Origin of the sequence: Arthrobacter sp. 9V (assembly GCF_902506065.1) — a bacterium.
In the GTDB taxonomy this organism is placed as follows: Bacteria; Actinomycetota; Actinomycetes; order Actinomycetales; family Micrococcaceae; genus Arthrobacter.
In genome coordinates this window covers 1-16,642 of record NZ_LR732912.1, presented here as the reverse complement: position 1 = coordinate 16,642, position 16,642 = coordinate 1, and the positions used below count along the sequence as shown (strand labels likewise).

Annotated in this window: 16 protein-coding genes; 10 read left to right on the top strand and 6 right to left on the bottom strand. The window is 61.8% G+C overall.

The genetic code is table 11. The annotated features are described in order from the left end of the window. Positions 1 to 12: 12 nt before the first annotated feature. Positions 13 to 1,305: an extracellular solute-binding protein gene (locus BACI9J_RS00080; protein WP_159731998.1), complete on the bottom strand. Its 1,293-nt coding sequence runs from the start codon at positions 1,303 to 1,305 to the stop codon at positions 13 to 15. Positions 1,306 to 1,596: 291 nt separating this feature from the next. Here BACI9J_RS00080 and BACI9J_RS00075 point away from each other — a divergent pair, with 291 nt between their 5' ends. Genes BACI9J_RS00075 through BACI9J_RS00065 form a run of 3 tightly spaced genes read left to right on the top strand, consistent with a single transcriptional unit; the run spans position 1,597 to position 4,740 of the window. Further along, a complete protein-coding gene (locus BACI9J_RS00075; RefSeq protein ID WP_159731995.1) occupies positions 1,597 to 1,962 on the top strand; it encodes a metal-sensitive transcriptional regulator in 366 nt (121 codons plus the stop codon). 49 nt (positions 1,963 to 2,011) lie between these two features. Then, positions 2,012 to 2,245: a heavy-metal-associated domain-containing protein gene (locus tag BACI9J_RS00070; RefSeq protein WP_236558239.1), complete on the top strand. Its 234-nt coding sequence runs from the start codon at positions 2,012 to 2,014 to the stop codon at positions 2,243 to 2,245. Positions 2,246 to 2,253: 8 nt separating this feature from the next. Next, a complete protein-coding gene (locus BACI9J_RS00065) occupies positions 2,254 to 4,740 on the top strand; it encodes a heavy metal translocating P-type ATPase (RefSeq protein ID WP_159731973.1) in 2,487 nt (828 codons plus the stop codon). Positions 4,741 to 4,878: 138 nt separating this feature from the next. Here the strand turns inward: BACI9J_RS00065 and BACI9J_RS00060 are convergent, their stop codons facing one another. Continuing rightward, positions 4,879 to 5,151 carry a DUF2277 domain-containing protein gene (locus tag BACI9J_RS00060; RefSeq protein WP_024818746.1) on the bottom strand — a complete coding sequence of 91 codons (273 nt, stop codon included), beginning with the start codon at positions 5,149 to 5,151 and terminating at the stop codon, positions 4,879 to 4,881. A gap of 157 nt (positions 5,152 to 5,308) precedes the next feature. On the opposite strand from BACI9J_RS00060, the gene BACI9J_RS00055 reads away from it, so the two are divergent. Continuing rightward, the gene (locus BACI9J_RS00055) at positions 5,309 to 5,572 is read left to right on the top strand and encodes a WXG100 family type VII secretion target (RefSeq protein ID WP_011776688.1); all 264 of its coding nucleotides are present in this window, start codon (positions 5,309 to 5,311) and stop codon (positions 5,570 to 5,572) included. A 228-nt stretch (positions 5,573 to 5,800) separates the two neighbouring features. Here the strand turns inward: BACI9J_RS00055 and BACI9J_RS00050 are convergent, their stop codons facing one another. Then, on the bottom strand, positions 5,801 to 6,841 hold the full coding sequence (locus BACI9J_RS00050; RefSeq protein WP_159731970.1) for an EamA family transporter: 1,041 nt from the start codon (positions 6,839 to 6,841) through the stop codon (positions 5,801 to 5,803). Positions 6,842 to 6,912: 71 nt separating this feature from the next. Between BACI9J_RS00050 and BACI9J_RS00045 the strand changes: the two genes are divergently transcribed. From BACI9J_RS00045 to BACI9J_RS00030, 4 genes are all read left to right on the top strand, one after another. Beyond that, positions 6,913 to 7,461 carry a CGNR zinc finger domain-containing protein gene (locus tag BACI9J_RS00045; protein ID WP_159731968.1) on the top strand — a complete coding sequence of 183 codons (549 nt, stop codon included), beginning with the start codon at positions 6,913 to 6,915 and terminating at the stop codon, positions 7,459 to 7,461. A gap of 282 nt (positions 7,462 to 7,743) precedes the next feature. Then, positions 7,744 to 10,473 (top strand): DUF7927 domain-containing protein, encoded by a 2,730-nt coding sequence (locus BACI9J_RS00040; protein WP_159731965.1) that lies wholly within the window; start codon positions 7,744 to 7,746, stop codon positions 10,471 to 10,473. A gap of 94 nt (positions 10,474 to 10,567) precedes the next feature. Further along, positions 10,568 to 12,049 carry a SpaH/EbpB family LPXTG-anchored major pilin gene (locus BACI9J_RS00035; protein WP_159731962.1) on the top strand — a complete coding sequence of 494 codons (1,482 nt, stop codon included), beginning with the start codon at positions 10,568 to 10,570 and terminating at the stop codon, positions 12,047 to 12,049. 110 nt (positions 12,050 to 12,159) lie between these two features. Then, entirely contained in the window at positions 12,160 to 13,119 is a 960-nt protein-coding gene (locus BACI9J_RS00030; RefSeq protein WP_159731959.1) for a class C sortase, read from the top strand. Between the two features lie 3 nt (positions 13,120 to 13,122). On the opposite strand, the gene BACI9J_RS00025 is transcribed toward BACI9J_RS00030, so the two are convergent. From BACI9J_RS00025 to BACI9J_RS00015, 3 genes are all read right to left on the bottom strand, one after another. Further along, complete coding sequence (locus BACI9J_RS00025; protein WP_159731956.1) at positions 13,123 to 13,467, bottom strand: hypothetical protein; 345 nt, start codon at positions 13,465 to 13,467, stop codon at positions 13,123 to 13,125. Between the two features lie 68 nt (positions 13,468 to 13,535). Continuing rightward, entirely contained in the window at positions 13,536 to 14,120 is a 585-nt protein-coding gene (locus BACI9J_RS00020) for a hypothetical protein (RefSeq protein ID WP_236558237.1), read from the bottom strand. Positions 14,121 to 14,129: 9 nt separating this feature from the next. Further along, positions 14,130 to 15,470 carry an MATE family efflux transporter gene (locus BACI9J_RS00015; protein WP_159731953.1) on the bottom strand — a complete coding sequence of 447 codons (1,341 nt, stop codon included), beginning with the start codon at positions 15,468 to 15,470 and terminating at the stop codon, positions 14,130 to 14,132. Positions 15,471 to 15,511: 41 nt separating this feature from the next. On the opposite strand from BACI9J_RS00015, the gene BACI9J_RS00010 reads away from it, so the two are divergent. Continuing rightward, complete coding sequence (locus BACI9J_RS00010) at positions 15,512 to 16,102, top strand: antibiotic biosynthesis monooxygenase (RefSeq protein ID WP_159731950.1); 591 nt, start codon at positions 15,512 to 15,514, stop codon at positions 16,100 to 16,102. 64 nt (positions 16,103 to 16,166) lie between these two features. Beyond that, the gene (locus BACI9J_RS00005; protein WP_159731947.1) at positions 16,167 to 16,601 is read left to right on the top strand and encodes a DoxX family protein; all 435 of its coding nucleotides are present in this window, start codon (positions 16,167 to 16,169) and stop codon (positions 16,599 to 16,601) included. The last annotated feature ends 41 nt before the right edge of the window (positions 16,602 to 16,642 follow it).

Genomic DNA, 16,642 nt, shown 5'->3' with positions numbered 1-16,642 from the left:
GGGCGCAGTGCATTACTTGGACCCGAATGCCGTGTTCATTGCCGTTGCGGCCTCGGTGGTTGCGGCGTTGACGTCAGCCTTGCCCGTGACCACCTTCTGGTACAAGCCCGTGAAGACACCTTGGGCGTCAATGGTGGACCAGTTTTCCGTGACCGGGACAAACTTGGTGCCGGCGCCGAGGGTGTCGATGAACGGTTCAACCTGCTTGTTGTTCTCCGCAACGGACTTCTGGACGTCGCTGAAAGTAGGGAGGTTGCCCATGGAATCGAACATCTTCTGCTGATACTTCTTGCTGGCCAGGAGCTTCACGAAGTCAGCGGCGAGGGTGCGGTGTTCGCTGCTATTGAACACGCCCAGGTTATTGCCGCCAGCGAAAGCCGGAGCAATGGAACCAGCGGTCTTACCGGGAACCGGAACCACAGCGAACTTGTCCTTGATAGCGCTGGCTGCCACAGCCTTGTAGTTGAAGTCGCCGCCGATGGTCATGGCCGACTTACCCGCGATGAACTGCTGGACGCTGGCGTTGCCGCCGAACTCCGCGCAGGTCTGTGCCGGGCAGATGTCATCTTTCAGGAGGCGCGTGTAGGCGGCTACGCCTTCGCGTGACTCCGCGGAATCCAGCCCTGAAACGAACGTGTCGCCTTCCTTCGTCGCGATCTCGCCACCGTTGGCCCACAGGTACGGCATGGCGGAGAACTGCGCGGCGCCACCGACGGAGATTCCCAGCAACTCCGGGTTCGCTGCACGGACAGCGCGGGCCACTGTTTCTACCTCATCCAAGGTCTTGGGGACCTCAAGGCCGAGCTGCTGCAGGAGGTCGGTGCGGTAGTACAGGGCACGAACGCCGACGAACCATGGCACTCCGTAGTTCCTGCCGTCGATCTCGGTAGTGTCCAAAATCTTGTCGTCCAGGTCCTTGCCTTCATCCCAGGACTTGATGTCCTCAGTGACGTCAGCCAAGCCACCGGATGCCACATAGCTGGCGAGGTCCGTGTTGCCGAACTCGGCCACATCCGGAGCGCTGGAAGGATCGTTGAAGGCCGCCTTGAATCGTTCGGCGCGGCTGTCAACGGGAATGTACTGCACGTCGATCTTGGCACCGCTGTGTGCAGCTTCAAATTCAGTAACGGCTTCCTTGACCACTGCCGACTTGGGATCCTGGTTGACCTCGGAGAAGAGCCAGACGCGGACAGTGCCCGTCTGTTCGTCCGAGCTGGAAGCTGCGTTGTTAGAGGTGGGTGGAGCGCAAGCGGTCAAGGCGAGGGCTGCGATTGCTATGGCCGCGGCGGAGCGTGCGAGTTTCAAGTGTCCTCCATGGAGAAAGTGGCTTCCGCGGGACTTCCCCCTCCGCGGCTATGAGACCAAACACTATGAACGCCCGGGTGTGGGGCGGAAGCACATTTGGCAAAAGGTTTGCATTGCAAAACAAGAATCCAAATTTCCAACGTTTTGGTCTATACCTAGTCGCTTTTTTGGTCTAGTCCTTTGATCATTGACCGGCTACCTCGTTCTCTAGTTGGCTGCCACTTTGTCGGCCCCTTAAATACCCCCTAGGGGTACTTGACGCATACCCCCTATGGGTATAAGTTCTAAAACATGAGCACGCCAGACCTGAGCATGAGCCATCCGGATGCACCCATCATCGAGGTGGACCTGGAGCGCGCGACGCACCACGGGTACACCAGCAACAAGGACGCGTACCTTAAGCGCCTGAAACGGATCGAAGGGCAGGTCCGTGGTATAGCCCGCATGGTGGAGGATGACAAATACTGCATCGACATCCTCACCCAAATAGCCGCGGCCACCAAGGCCCTCCATGCCGTGAGCCTGGGACTCGTTGAGGAGCACATCGGCCACTGCGTCGTGGGTGCCGCCTCCGAGCCCAACCCCGAAGCCCGCGCCGAACAGATCGACGCCAAAGTGAAGGAGGCCACCGATGCCATCGGGCGCCTGCTGCGGTAATTCCGCCAACAACCACCACACCATCCAACTCATCACCAAGGAGACAGCCATGAGCCAGACCATCCAGACCAACGTCAACGTTTCGGGCATGACCTGCGGGCACTGCGTTTCCAGCGTGAGCGAAGAACTCGAATCTCTGAACGGCGTTGAAAACGTTGCAGTAGAACTCAATCCCGGCGGCCTGTCCACCGTGACCATCACATCAACCAAGGAGCTCTCGCCGTCTGAAATTGGCGAGGCCGTGGCAGAAGCCGGCTACCTGGTGGTAGCCAACGAAGCTTAGGAGTCGTCTTGAGTAGCCAGGAGACTTTCAACCAACCCGCACAAAGGGTGATCGAACTGGACATCGAGGGCATGACCTGCGCCTCGTGCGTCAATCGAGTGGAACGAAAACTGGGCAAACTCGAAGGTGTGGAAGCCAGCGTAAACCTGCCCCTCGAATCTGCCCACGTCACAGTCCCGGCAACCGTGACCGACCAGCAAATTGTGGACACCGTCAATGCGACAGGTTACAAAGCCACCGTCCGCCGCCCCCCGGCGCCCCACACCCGCCCGACCCACCCCCAAACCCACACGGCCCACGAACACATCCCCACCACTCACGAAGTCCACGGCCACACTCCCACAGGCCATGCCGCCTCTGCGCACGGAACGGAGCTGAGTGGCCACGACGCCCCAGGGAGCGGCACCGCCGGTGCCGTGCGGCAGCATGCGTCTAAGGGAGGAACGACCGAGCATGCCGAGCATGGCACCGGCGGTGCCGCTCACGCCGAGCACCCGCACTCTGATCACATGGCCCACGGCCCGGCAGCCTCAACGCTGCGGCCGCGCCTGATCGTTGCGGCGCTACTCACCATTCCGGTGTTCGCCATTTCCATGATCCCTGCCCTCCAGTTCGCCAACTGGGGATGGGTTGCCGGCGCGTTGGCCTTACCGGTGGTGAGCTGGGCGGCTTGGCCTTTCCATAGGGCGGCTGCCGTTAATGCCCGGCATTTCGCTTCCACCATGGACACTCTCGTCTCCATCGGTGTCATTGCGGCATACCTCTATTCGGCGTGGCAGTTGTTCGCCGATCCCCGCATGACCGAGCATCCCGGTATGGAGGGCATGGGCGGTGGACTTTACTTCGAGGTCGCAGCCGTAGTCACAACCTTCCTGCTTCTGGGCCGGTACCTTGAAGCAAACGCCAAAGCCAAGGCCGGGAATGCGCTCAAGGCTCTGTTGAACCTTGGTGCCAAGGATGCAACCATCCTGGTGGACGGCGTTGAGCAGAAGATCCCTGCGGATCAGCTCCTTGTGGATGACGTCATTGTGGTCCGCCCTGGTGAGAAGATCGCCACCGACGGCCTGGTCACGGACGGGGCGTCCGCCGTCGACGCTTCATTGGTCACGGGCGAATCGGTGCCGGTGGAGGTTGGACCGGGCAGCTTGGTGACGGGCGCTACCATCAACACCTCGGGCCGCCTGCTGGTCCGGGCCACCCGGGTGGGATCTGATACGACTCTCGCTCAGATGGGGCGGCTGGTCAGTCAGGCGCAGACGGGAAAAGCGCCTATTGCGCGGCTCGCGGACAGGATCAGTTCTGTCTTCGTTCCGATTGTGCTGGTCATCGCCCTGGTCACTTTTGTACTGTGGCTTTTCTTCTCCGGAGACCTCAATGCGGCTTTCACCGCAGCCGTTGCCGTTCTGGTCATCGCCTGCCCCTGCGCCCTGGGTCTGGCCACTCCGGTCGGTTTGTTGACGGGGACGGGCCGCGGGGCTCAACTGGGCATCCTCATCAAAGGCCCGCAGGTTCTTGAGGATACCCGCCACGTGGACACCATCCTGCTGGACAAGACGGGTACGGTCACCAGCGGCAAGCTCGCTGTGGATCACACCCTTGGCCTGAATGGTTACGCGTCGGAAACCGTCCTCGCCTTGGCGGGCGCTGTTGAATCGGCTTCTGAGCATCCCATCGCGCACGCCATAGCGGCTGCCGCGCAAGAGGCCATGCCCGACGCCGGGACCCTAGCTGGTGTTGACAACTTCAGTTCCGCTCCGGGCGGCGGCGTGAAGGGAACGGTTTCGCTTGATGGCACCTTCAGGACTGTGGTCGTCGGGCGGTCCGGTTGGCTGGAGGAGAACGGCATCCCACTGGATTCAAACCAACGGGAAGCTCTTGCGGCAGAGGAAAACGCTGGCGCAACAGCCATCTGGGTTGCGGTGGACGGCCAAGCTGCAGGGATCGTGAGCCTGAGCGACACCATCAAACCGGGCTCAGCAGCGGCAATCCAAAAGTTGAAGGATCTGGGAATCCGACCCATCCTGCTGACCGGAGACAATGCCGCAGTAGCCGCCCAAGTGGCTGCCGCCGTCGGAATTTCGCCGGAGGATGTTTTCGCCGGTGTCCTGCCGGAGGGGAAAGTGGAGGCAGTTCGGAAGCTTCAGGCTTCGGGAGCCACGGTTGCCATGGCCGGCGACGGCGTGAACGATGCCGCAGCTTTGGCCCAGTCGGACCTTGGTATAGCGATGGGTTCGGGAACTGATGTTGCTATTGAGGCTTCGGACCTTACCGTGATGGGCAGTGATCTGGGTCAGCTGGTGCAGGCGATTGAACTGTCGCGCAGGACATTGTCCACCATCAAGACCAACTTGTTCTGGGCCTTCTTCTACAATGCCATTGGCATCCCGGTGGCAGCGCTTGGATTCCTGAATCCCATGATCGCCGGCGCAGCAATGGCAGCAAGCTCGGTGCTGGTGGTTGCCAACTCGCTGAGGTTGCGCTCGTTCGGGAAGTAGAACCGGCTAACTGGCAGTTGCGGGTGTTCTGAAGCCTCAGAGCACCCGCTATTGCTTTCTGCCGACAGCTCTCGGCCTAATGCCTGAGCGCTGACGCCTGACGCCTTACGTCTGACGCCTGGTGCCGGACCGCTGAGGCTAAGCAGCCCCGAACCGGACCGCGGCCCGGGCTTTCGCTTTGGCGGCTTCCTCGTCGCGGTTCTTCGCCGGGGCATGGCTCACCAAGGAGTCAAGGAGATGCTGCGTAATATGCGCGATCTCGTGGACAGCCTCCGCGAAGGCTTCTTCGTTGGCCTTGGATGGCTTGGTGGATCCACTGATTTTTCGCACATATTGCAGGGCAGCGGCCTCCACTTCGGCGCTCGTGGCGTGCGGTTCAAAGTTATGCAGGGTCCTGATGTTGCGGCACATAACCCCATGCTAACTATGGGCAGTGCTACATGGGGAGGGGTGCCCATCGACGCTTTTTGGATTCCCGGGATAGGTTTTAGCTATTGGATCTTCCGGATGAGCCGGAGGCCGCTGGGGATGCCGAAGAGCTCGGGTCCGAACAATGAAGGAGAATCTCATGGCTATTTGGGGTGCAGATGTTGATCAGCTTCGTCAGCTCGGTAACAAGCTGAAGGCTGGTGCTGAGAACATCGAGCAGCAGCGTTCACAGCTCAAGGGTGCACTTGACGGCACCGACTGGAAGGGCCCGGACGCTGACAAGTTCCGCGGCGAATGGGACAGCCAGCACGCTTCGAACCTGAAGAAGGTTGCCGATGCACTTCGCGAAGCCGGCGATCGCGCTCAGAAGAACGCTGAGCAGCAGCAGCAGGCCTCCAACTAAGACAGTTGGGAAAACCCCGGACGCAGAAGCGTCCGGGGTTTTCGCTGTTTAGGGGCAGTTGGAACCCGGTGTTGTTCGCCTTCGCAGCCGTTGATTAGGGAGTATTTCGAACAAGCCCCGGAGCAGCGGCCTGTTGCAGCGGCGGCAGCAGGCTGGAGCAGCCGCCTGTTGCAACCCCGGAACAGCGGGCTGGAGCAGCGCGGCTACAGCGGCTTGGTTACTCCGGCGCTAGTTGCCCGGAAGCTTGGTTGCCGGGCCGGACGGGACGGGTTCAACGTCATTCGGATGGTCCAAAGCGCGGGCAGCTTCCTGGGTGGCACGGGCTGCCCTGCGATCTCCCCGCAGCTCATCGACGCGAACCAGGACTACGCCGCCCACAATGAGGAGACCGCCCAGCAGTTGAATCGGCCCCGGGAGTTCACCCAAGAGCAGCCACGCCCAGATCACGGCGAAAAGCACTTCGGTCAAGGACACGAATGAGGCAACCTTGGAGCCGAGGCTGCGGGCAGCCATGATGCCGGTAACGTACGCCAGGACTGTGGCCAGGATGATGAGCCCGACGGCGGAGACCCACCACGGGGTGGTCCACGGTCCGAGCGTTGTGTCTGCGGTGCTGAACGTCATGGGCAGCAGGCCCAGCAGGCCCACGAGCCATATGACCAGCGCGCCCACCAGGAGACCGCCTGAGGCGAGCACCAAGGGCGGGAGAGTGTCGTTCTCCTTCGCGGTGATGAAGAAGTAGATCACCAGGCACACGGCAGCGGCCATGCCCCAGAGGACGCCAACAAAGTCCACCTTCACGGCACCGGTCAGATCAAGAACCAGAACCAGGCCGCCCAGGGACAACAGGGCGCCGGCCGCAGTGAGTGCGCGGGGCCGGCGTCGGCTGGCAATCCAGAGCCACAGCACAATCATTACCGGGGCCAGGTATTCGAGCAGAAGAGCTACGCCCACGGACAAACGGGCCACGGCATTGAAGTAGAAAAGCTGGCAGCCTGCCACTCCTATTAGCCCGAAAAGCAGGATGGTGAGCCAGTTGTCCTTGAGTTGGTGCCAGCGGCCACGCAGGACCACGACGGCGGGAATCACCAGTATCAGTGCGGCACCGGTGAGGCGCACGGCAACTGCGGCGCCGGGTGACCAGCCGGTCTCAAGCATCGATTTGGCGAACGAGCCGGACGTGCCGAAAACAGCCGAGGAAAAAAGTGCGATGCCGAGTCCTGATGCCAGGAAACTCTTTGCATCAGCCTTCGTCGTTGGAGCTGACACAGCAGCCTCCTGTCAGGAGTAAAGTGGGCTTATGGTCATGACAGTACTCCCGGAACATGTAAGGAGTCAAAGTGCTTTTTGCGCCTGACACCGAGGTAGCCCTCCGCAGCACCGTCAATCTCATCAACACTGCCGCCAACGGTGAAGAAGCGCTGGCTACCGTGCAGGACCTCAACTCCTTTCTGGATGCCGAAGAATTCACCGGTTCGCGGGTAAACACCCCAGCGGAGTTGGACAGCGTCAAGATTTTGCGTAGCGAGCTGGCGGCCCTATGGAGCGCCGACGAGGACACCGCGGCGAAGTCCGTCAACAAGCTGCTTGCCGATGCAAAAGCACTCCCGCAGCTTGTGAAGCATGACCACTGGGACTGGCACCTCCACGCCACAACCCCCGAAGCACCCCTGGCAGACCGAATGGGCACCGAAGCCGCCATGGCCATTATCGATGTCATCCGAAGCAAGGAAATGGACCGCATGCGCGTGTGCGCAGCGGACGATTGCGACGCCGTCGTCCTGGACCTCAGCCGCAACCGCTCCAAGCTCTATTGCGACACCGGCAATTGCGCCAATCGCGCCCATGTCGCGGCGTATCGGGCAAGAAAGGCCGCTGAGGGCGAGTAATACCGTGATACCGACGTGGAGGCTGGCTCCTTTTGAGGTCTCTCCGGGTCAACGCGTCACCGCCCCTCCGACGGACCGTAGCAGTTCTAGCCGGCCCCGCATACAAGCTCTTCCCAGTCCCTAAACCACGACTTCCCCACCCCTAAGCTCCAATGTGATCAGCGTCACATAAAGTCCTGCATCACGATTTCCGGGCTGACCGCACTTACTCCTCAGTAACGGCAAAAGGGCAATCCTCCCCAGAAGGGTTGATCCGGTCAGGGAATGATGAAAAGGGACTCCATGCGGAAGCATTTCGAGCACAAACGTGCCCACGATCCAGACGGGCAGAGTGAAGGCAAAGGCAGATCTCTGCTGACGCTCATTGCGTGCGTGCTTCTCATAGTGGTGGGCATGACCGCTTACGGCGTGGTCAAGGCTCCTACACCAGCGGTCGCCCTGCCGGGGTCCCCCGGCGTGACTCACCCTGGCACCCTGATCTACAGCGAAGACTTCTCCAACCAGAGCGCGGCCACCGCACCGATTCCGCTGGGTTCGTATACAGGTGGTGCTGCGGCTCAGACCGAAAAATACACGGCAGATGCCGCTTGGCTTCCCGGAGCCCAAGCATGCAACGGCTGGATCCTCAGGCAAGGCTCCCCCGTGCCCCTCAATGGCGGAACTATCACCAACAATGATCAATGCGGCCGGAACACTGCGTTCACCATCCTGGGCAACATGGCCTTCGCCATGGGGAAGTACCAGGGCATGACCGACGCACAGGCCGCCCAGAACCAGATTCTTAGTGAATACACCAACAGCACAAACGGCGTTCAACCCGCAGGCCTGCAGCTGCAGACCACCAAGAACACCATTCCCACCATTGCCGGTCACTACTATGCAATCTCAGGAATCTTCGGCGAGACAAACTGCTTCTCCAACCACGCCAGCCAGGAATTCTCCATCCTGGTAAATGGCGTCCCCACGGTGGTGGGAACCAATTTGGATCCTTGCACCGACCCCAGCCGTCAACTGATCGTGGTTGACAACACCAACTTCAGCGTAGCCAAGCTTCAGTCCGCGGCCATCCAAGTGCCCATTACCGGCACCACACCCACGCTTGGCATCCGCGTGAGGAACCTGACGGCGACAGGCAGCGGAAACGACGTCGGATTCGATCTTCCGCAATTGGTGGACGTTACGCCGCAGCTGGATAAAGCCTTCAGCCCCACCAGCATCTTCCAGGGCCAGAACACCACCCTGACCTATACAGTCACCAACACCAGCGATCTGATGGCCAAGAATGGCTGGCACTTCGTTGACACGCTCCCCACTGGCCTCACCGCAGTTGGTCCGCTGGGTGGCACATGTGTCCGCACCGCGGGCACTGTCTCCGGCCGCACGGTGGACGTCACCGGAAACCTCGCACAGGGCAGCGCCTCGTGCACCATCACCGTAACCGTCACCAGCAACACCCCCGGCGTTTACAACAACTCCGGGTGCCTGGCCAACGACGGCACGGCGATTCCCAACTGCACCAACAACTTCCCCACGATCACGGGTCTCTACTCACCGGGAACGGCACCTTTGACCGTCCGGCCGGTAGTGGACCTCTCCATCACCAAGAGTGCCAACATCACCGCCTACATTCCGGGCCAGCCGATCACATACACGGTTGTAGTCCACAACAACGGACCCAGCGACGCTGTCAACTCAGTGTTCACCGATCCGCTGCCCGCATCCGTCACCGGTGCAACATGGACCTGTGCCGTCACGGTCGCAGGAACCTCAAATCTTCCGCCGGCCGGACCCACAGCCTGTAACGCTCCGAGCGGCACCGGCAGCATATCCGGCACCGTCAGAATCAACGTTGGCGGAACCCTGACGTACACCGTCAAGGGCACTGTTGCACCGGGCACCACCGGAACCATTACCAACACGGCCACCATCGCACCCGCGACGCAGACGGCTGTTCCCAACATGCCCGGTGGTGGAATCGTTCCGGTTCCGGGATCAACCACCATGGTTCCCACTGTGGATCCGGCCTGCCCGCCCCTGCCCGGGGTTGGCTGTTCCGCAACCGTAAACACCCCTGTGGATCCGCAATGGACCATCGCCAAGACCGCTACGGTTGCCGGCACGGCCTCGAACGGCCAATGGGTGAAACCCGGCGACACCATCACTTACACCGTGACCGCCACCAGCAACCGCGGCCAGATCAATAACGTTGTCCTTACTGACAACCTTGCCGATGTCCTGGATCAGGGCACGTTCGTTCCGGGATCCGCAGTCCTGACCGTCGGCACCGCGGCGCCGGTCGCCGTCGCCAATCCTGTGGCTCCGTCCACCACCCTGACCACCCAGCCGTTCACACTTCCGGCCGGCCAGACTGCCGTGCTCAGCTACAAGGTCACCGTCAAGGCAGACGCTTGGAGTGCGCAACTGGTCAACGTTGTCACTGGCGCCGGCAGCGTAACACCCGTCCGCTGCGCAACCAGCACCGCACCGTTGGCACCGGAGTGCACCACAACCCATCTGACACCGGCAAAGATCCTCATCGAAAAGCTTGGTGAATCGTCCGGCGAGGAATGGGTTCCCATGGCTGGCTCTACCTGGGCCATCCACAACGATGCGGCCGGAGCTCCTGGGGCAGCAAACACCAGCCTCACGGTGGCTCCCATCCCATCCCAAACCGGCCAGTTCCAACTTGAGGGCATTCAGCCGGGCGTGTACTGGCTCGAAGAGACTGCAGCTCCGGATGGCTTCAACCTGCTTGCCGAAGCCGTGCAGTTCACCGTGGCTCCCAACGGTGCCGTGACGCTCGGCCAGGGAAGCGGCGGCGGAGTCGTGACAACAAGCGACACCGACGCAAACGGCATCTTCCTTGTCACCGTCCGCGATGTGCCTGCGCTGAAGATGCCCGAATCCGGCGGCACCGGCTGGTGGCCGTTTGCGGCCGCAGGAACGTCACTGCTTCTGGTGGCCATGGTCCTTACCGCCAACAGCGCCCGGCGCACCCGTAACCACCCATAACTTTCATTCCCCGGCCTGCAGCAAAAGCGGCAGACCCAACCCCAGTAAATGTTCACTCCGAGCATCGCATCACCACCCCATGAAAGAGGAAAAAGTGAGTAATCAAAACTCCGGGCGCCTTTGGAAGGCCGCCGCCACCACCATTGCCGGAGCGGTTCTGGCAATGTCCTTCACCGCCGCCCCGGCTTCGGCCGCCCCGCTGGTCGACGCGGACCAGATCGGTTCCATTACCGTCCATAAGTTCGAACGCCCGGATACTCCCAGCGGCCTGCCCAACAACGGCACGGCCGTGGACACCACCGGGCTGACCGCTCTGGCCGGCATCGAATTCACCATTCAGCAGGTCAACGCCATCGATCTGTCCACGAATGCCGGTTGGGACGCTGCCCATAACCTGAGCAGTGTCTTCACTCCTGCCAATCCTGAAGGTTCCATCACCGGTGCCGGATTCTCCTTGGGAACCAGCCAGGCACAGGTCACCGACGCCGCCGGCACTGCCACTTTCGGCAACCTGCCCGTGGGCCTGTACCTGGTAACGGAAACCAATTACCCCGCAGGCGTAACGCCCTCCGCACCGTTCCTGGTTTCAGTGCCGTTGACTGACCCTGACAACAAAGACAACTGGCTCTACAACGTCCACGTCTACCCCAAGAACTCCATCACGGGCGCAGAGAAGACCGTCACGGACGCCCCTGACGTCAAGCTTGGCGATCAGATCGACTTCACCATCACCGGCGATATCCCCAACGAAGCAGTCATTGACGGCTACAAGATCGTGGACAAGCTGGATGCGAAGCTGACCTACCTTGATGCCACCGCAACGCTGGTTGACGGCACGGTCATCACCGAAGGCACTCACTTCACCGTTGCATTTGACGCTGCCACCAACACGGTCTCCGTCGTATTCACCCCTGCTGGCCTCGCAGTGCTGGCCGCCCACAACACCACCAAGGTGCAGGTTGTTGTAAACACCACCGTCAACACCATCGGTGAAATCGAGAACGAGGCACTGGTTTACCCGAACTTGGGCAGCTTCAACACCCTTCCCGGCCAGCCCGGCGGCCCCATTGTCACTCCCCCGGTTGTCACCAAGTGGGGCGAAATGACCCTCCTGAAGACCAATGAGAACGGCGCAGCCCTTGCCGGCGCTTCCTTCTCGGTCTACGCCAACCAGGCGGATGCACTGGCTGGAACCAACGCTATTGTCCTCAACGGCCAGAGCACCTTCACCGTAGCTGCCGATGGAACCTTGACCGTCTCCGGCCTGCGTTACTCCGACTGGGCCAACGGCGCTGCAGTCCTGCCCGGTTCAGCCGATTTCCGCACGTACTACCTGGTGGAAACCACGGCACCGGAAGGCTACGAACTGCTCGCAGAGCCGATCTCCTTCCTGATCAACTCCGCCAGCACCTTGGTAGGTGTTGACGTTGAGGTCAAGAACATCCCGTCCAACGGCGGCTTCGAGTTGCCGCTCACCGGTGGCGTGGGAACCGGTCTGCTGTACGCAGCCGGCGCACTCCTGGTGACCGGAGCCGGACTCCTGTTCGTCCGTTCACGCCGCAGCACCAACAGCTAGTCACTGCCAACCTGCAAAGGTTCGCAGTCTGAACACCAAAGCGGGGAAGAACGCCGAACACGCGCTCTTCCCCGTTTTGTTCCCCCGGAGCACAAATCCCCAGGACTCTCATGTCAAAGCACCAAGACTCCAAACAGCGGCCGAAGCGAAGGTTCCGCACCGCATGGAGCGCCCAACGCATCATCATCGTTGTAGTCGCAATTCTGGGCGTGGGAGTGATGCTCTATCCCACCGCCGCCGCATGGTTCTCGGACCGGGTACATGCCACGGAGATCAGCGGCTATGTGGACAGCGTGGAGAACCTTTCACCGTCCGCCCAGAAGGCCCTTCTGGATGGGGCCCGGCAGTTCAACAAGGACCTGCCCTCCGGTCCTCTTCGCGATCCGTATTCCTTGAACAACAGCGGCGAGAAGACCGTGGTCGGGGCCGGTTCGGACGCTTACAAGAAGATGCTCGACGTCGGACCGGGCGGCATGATGGGACGCATCAGCATCCCCTCCATCCACACGGACCTGCCCATATTCCACGGCACGGATGAAGAAACGCTCTCCAAAGGCGCCGGGCACTTGTTCGGCTCAGGCCTGCCGGTTGGTGGAACGGGCACACACAGCGTCCTGACTGCCCATTCGGGCTTCGTAAACGCCACTCTCTTCGACGACCTGAACCAAGTACGCGAAGGCGACGTATTTTCTGTAACGGTGCTCGGCGAGTCGTTCTATTACAAAGTGAACCAGATCAAAACCGTGCTGCCGGAGGAAACAGATGATCTCCGTAAGGTCCAGGACAAGGACTACGTCACGCTGGTGACGTGCACGCCCACGGGAGTCAACAGCCACCGGCTTCTAGTACGCGGCGAACGCGTTGACGCCCCACCCACTGGTTCCGCGCAAACAGTGCCCAGCCAAGCATTGGACCCGGGTTTCCCTTGGTGGGCGTTGGCCCTCGTTGGCACCGCGGCCCTCATGGTAGTGGTCACCCAGCCCCGCAAGAACAGGCCGGGCGCGAGCCGTGCAGAAGCCCGGCGCGCCCACAAAAAAGCGCTCCCCCACCCAAAAGGAGGAAGCGCCTGAAGGCTAGTGGCCGGCGTCGTGCGTTTCAGGACCGTCGTCCGGAGCGCCCGGCCCGCCGTGGCTGGGACGCTTGGAACTGAGGTTGACGCCGGAACCCTTGCCAAGGTGATCGGCGTTCTCCTTATGGCTCATGGAAAGCATGGCGGCCACAACGAGGCTCACAATGAACGCGATGCCCGCACCTGTGAAGGCGAGATCAAACCGCGGGGCCTTTGCGCTGCCGCCGGATGCGAAGATCAGCACGGCAACAAAAGCCAGCACTGCAAAGAACGCGGAGAACATGAGGGGTCCCTTGACCGAGGTCCGCATCTTGCGCGGTTCTCCTGGTGTCTGGTCTGCCACGGTCATTCCTCCAATGATGGCGGTTGGTCTCCGCCGGTCAGCAAAAGTTCTACAACCAGTAGAACGTCCAGCTACTAGTTTACGGCCTCTGGCGAAGCGCCGGGAGCAGAAGGTTGGGCCGGTCCGGCGGCAGCGGTTTTGGCCTCATGCCGCAGTGTCAACCCGGACAGAATCCACAGCACGCCTGAAATGATGGCCCCGCCGCCGGCCACGCCCAACAGCGCATGCGCGCCCAGCGATGTGAAGAACGGCAACAGCACTGCAGTGCCCACAGAGATGACGCCGGAGACGAGCCAGTCGCGCGCCAGCACATCCCGCTTCCGGAGGCCATGAACAACCTCAAGGAGTCCCAGCACCAGCAGCGCAAGCATGGCCGAGACGGCAACGCCCTCGTCAGATTGCGTGACCAAAGCTCCGACGCCTCCCAGCGCTACAACCACAGCAACAGCAACAGGCAAAGCGCGGGACATCCACACAGCCGCCGAGGTGGCCAACAGATACAGTCCCACGGACCACGCCAGGACGTGCACCGACGGAACAGCCCAGAAGATGGTGACGGCACCGAAGACCAGAGCAACCGCGGCGCGGATCAGCACAGGTTTCCAGAGTCCGGCCGCAGTGGCAGAAGGAGTCTGGGCAGGAGTCGCTGGGAGAGTCACCCGTCCAGTTTAGTGCGAACCCAGCACCATCCATTTATCCGTCCGCGCGCGCAGCCCCAAAGTCACCCCGCGGGCCAGCATGTAGCCCAGCGCAAACGCGGCCCACAACCACAGGAGCCCAGCCTCGCCGTCGGGCTTTAGCTGATGGATCGCCACCAGTAACGGCAAATACACGGCAAGATTTACGACGCCGGCAATCGCCAGGTAGCGCGCATCGCCGGCGCCGATGAGTACTCCGTCCAGGACGAAGACGTAACCTGCCAGCGGTTGTCCTACGGCGAGGACCCAAAGCGCGACCGTGAGGGCGGACCGGACGCCGGCGTCTGAGGTGAACAGGTAACCGGCCCACGGCGCTGCGATTGCCAAGAACAGGCCTGTGATCACACCGAACCCGAGGCCCCAGCGGATCATGGTGCGGGTCAGTTCGCGGACGCGTTGGGCGTTCCTGGCACCCAGTTCTTTGCCGATCAGTGCTTGCGCAGCGATCGCCAGCGCATCCAAGGCGAAGGCCAAGAAGGAGAAAATAGTCATGGCCAGCTGGTGCGCAGCCAGATTCACCGCCCCTTGTGCGGTGACCACCAGGACTGTGGCCAGGATGGCCAGGCGGAGGCTCAGCGTACGGAGCATGAGCCAGGAACCAACCTTGGTCATGGCTCGGATGCCGTGCCAGTCGGGCTTGAGGGAAACCCCATGCTGGCGCGCATTCCGGCCCACCATCACCAGGTAAACGGCGGCCATGGCCCATTGCGCGATGCTCGTGCCGATCGCGGAGCCCGCCACGGACATGTTCAATCCGTAGACGAAAAACACGTTGAGGGCGATGTTCACCGCGAAGCCCACGGTTGCCACAATCAGCGGCGTTCGGGTGTCCTGCAAGCCGCGAAGAACGCCGGTTCCCGCGAAGATCAGCAGCATCGCGGCCAGGCCAGGCATGGACCATCGCAGATAATCGACGGCGAATTGCTGCACCTCCCCTGTCGCTCCCATGAAACCGACCAACGGTTCGGCCGCCACGAAACCAACCACGGCGAGCGCTGATCCGAGCAGCAGAGCCAGCCAGACGCCGTCGCGCCCTGCCGCCAAAGCCTTCCCCAGCTTGCCGTCGCCGATCGCCCGGGCCACTGCCGGCGTCGTGGAATAGGCCAGAAAAACCATCAGCCCCACAGCAGTGTGCAGGATGGTGGATGCGAGGCCAACGCCAGCCAGCTGGTCGACGCCGAGGTGCCCCACAATGGCGGAGTCAGCCAGAAGGAACAGGGGCTCGGCTATGAGCGCGCCGAAAGCGGGGACGGCCAGGCGCAGGATCTCGCGGGCGTTGGAGCGGGTGGGTGTGGTTGTGGTTTGAGGCACTAAACAAGCCTAGTCCGCCGCTGGCCGGGTACATTTGGGCCGTGTCACATGAGCATCCCGTCACCGTTTCCGTCGCCCGCACCATCCTCCCCGGGTACACCAGGCAAGCCAATGCCTGGGCTCATGCCGGCCAGGAGCTCGCCCGTGAATGGCCCGGATACCTAGGCTCGGGCTGGGTGCGCAATGGAGTGGATTCCACTGAATGGCACATGCTGTACCGCTTCTCAGATGCCGATTCGCTGCAGCAATGGGAGGACTCGGAGGAGCGCCGCTGGTGGATCGATAGCGCCAGGGACATGATGGAGACCACCCGGGTGGAGCGGCACACGGGGATTGAGGGCTGGTTCTCACGGCCCGGGGATGTCTCGGTGGTTGTTCCCGAAACTGTGGTGCCGCCGCGCTGGAAGCAAGCCGTCAGCATTTTCCTGCCGTTCTTCCCGCTGAGCCTGCTGGCCAATTTCCTTCTGCACCCGTTGACCCAGGACTGGCCACTGGTGTTCGCGGTGCTGTTGAACATTGTGATTTTGACGCCGTTGATGACCTACATCTTCCTGCCCATCACCACCAGGCTGCTGCAGCCATGGCTTCAGGCGAAGCCGCGCAGGAGGCGCGGGTTCAAGGCTGATGGCTGAGGCATTTGTCATAAAAAGCCTCTTTTAGTTGACTCTTCAACCAATCTCCGCGAGGCTTGAAGACATGAACAAGTCCAGCTTGACCACCACAGCCCTGACCGTCCTGCGCGTTATCGCAGGATTTCTCTTCGCCGCGCACGGTTGGCAGAAGTTCAACGAATTCACCATCGCCGGCACGCAGGCCTCGTTCGCCCAGATGGGCGTGCCCGGCGCTTCCGCAGTTGCCCCGGTAGTGGCAACCCTTGAACTGGTGGGCGGCATTGCGCTGATCATCGGCTTCCTGACCCGCGTTTTCGCCGCCCTCCTGGCAGTCAACATGCTGGGTGCCCTGTTCCTGGTGCACGCACCGGCCGGCGTTTTTGTTGGCAACGGCGGATACGAACTGGTGCTGCTCTTCGCCGGGGCCGCTCTGGCCCTCGCACTGGCGGGCGCCGGCAGGATCTCCGCCGACGCCGCCCTCTTCGGCCGCTCGGGCTCCAAGCTGCGCGTCCTCGCTTAGGCCACCGAGCGCCAGCACCCACCACCCACCACCCGCCGAGC

Excerpts from the sequence above, each read along its gene's own strand:
- BACI9J_RS00075 (WP_159731995.1), top strand. The coding sequence starts at position 1,597 with ATGAGCACGCCAGACCTGAGCATGAGCCATCCGGATGCACCCATCATC.
- BACI9J_RS00070 (WP_236558239.1), top strand. The coding sequence starts at position 2,012 with ATGAGCCAGACCATCCAGACCAACGTCAACGTTTCGGGCATGACCTGC.
- BACI9J_RS00060 (WP_024818746.1), bottom strand. The coding sequence starts at position 5,151 with ATGTGCCGCAACATCAGGACCCTGCATAACTTTGAACCGCACGCCACG.
- BACI9J_RS00055 (WP_011776688.1), top strand. The coding sequence starts at position 5,309 with ATGGCTATTTGGGGTGCAGATGTTGATCAGCTTCGTCAGCTCGGTAAC.
- BACI9J_RS00040 (WP_159731965.1), top strand. The coding sequence starts at position 7,744 with ATGCGGAAGCATTTCGAGCACAAACGTGCCCACGATCCAGACGGGCAG.
- BACI9J_RS00030 (WP_159731959.1), top strand. The coding sequence starts at position 12,160 with ATGTCAAAGCACCAAGACTCCAAACAGCGGCCGAAGCGAAGGTTCCGC.
- BACI9J_RS00025 (WP_159731956.1), bottom strand. The coding sequence starts at position 13,467 with ATGACCGTGGCAGACCAGACACCAGGAGAACCGCGCAAGATGCGGACC.
- BACI9J_RS00005 (WP_159731947.1), top strand. The coding sequence starts at position 16,167 with ATGAACAAGTCCAGCTTGACCACCACAGCCCTGACCGTCCTGCGCGTT.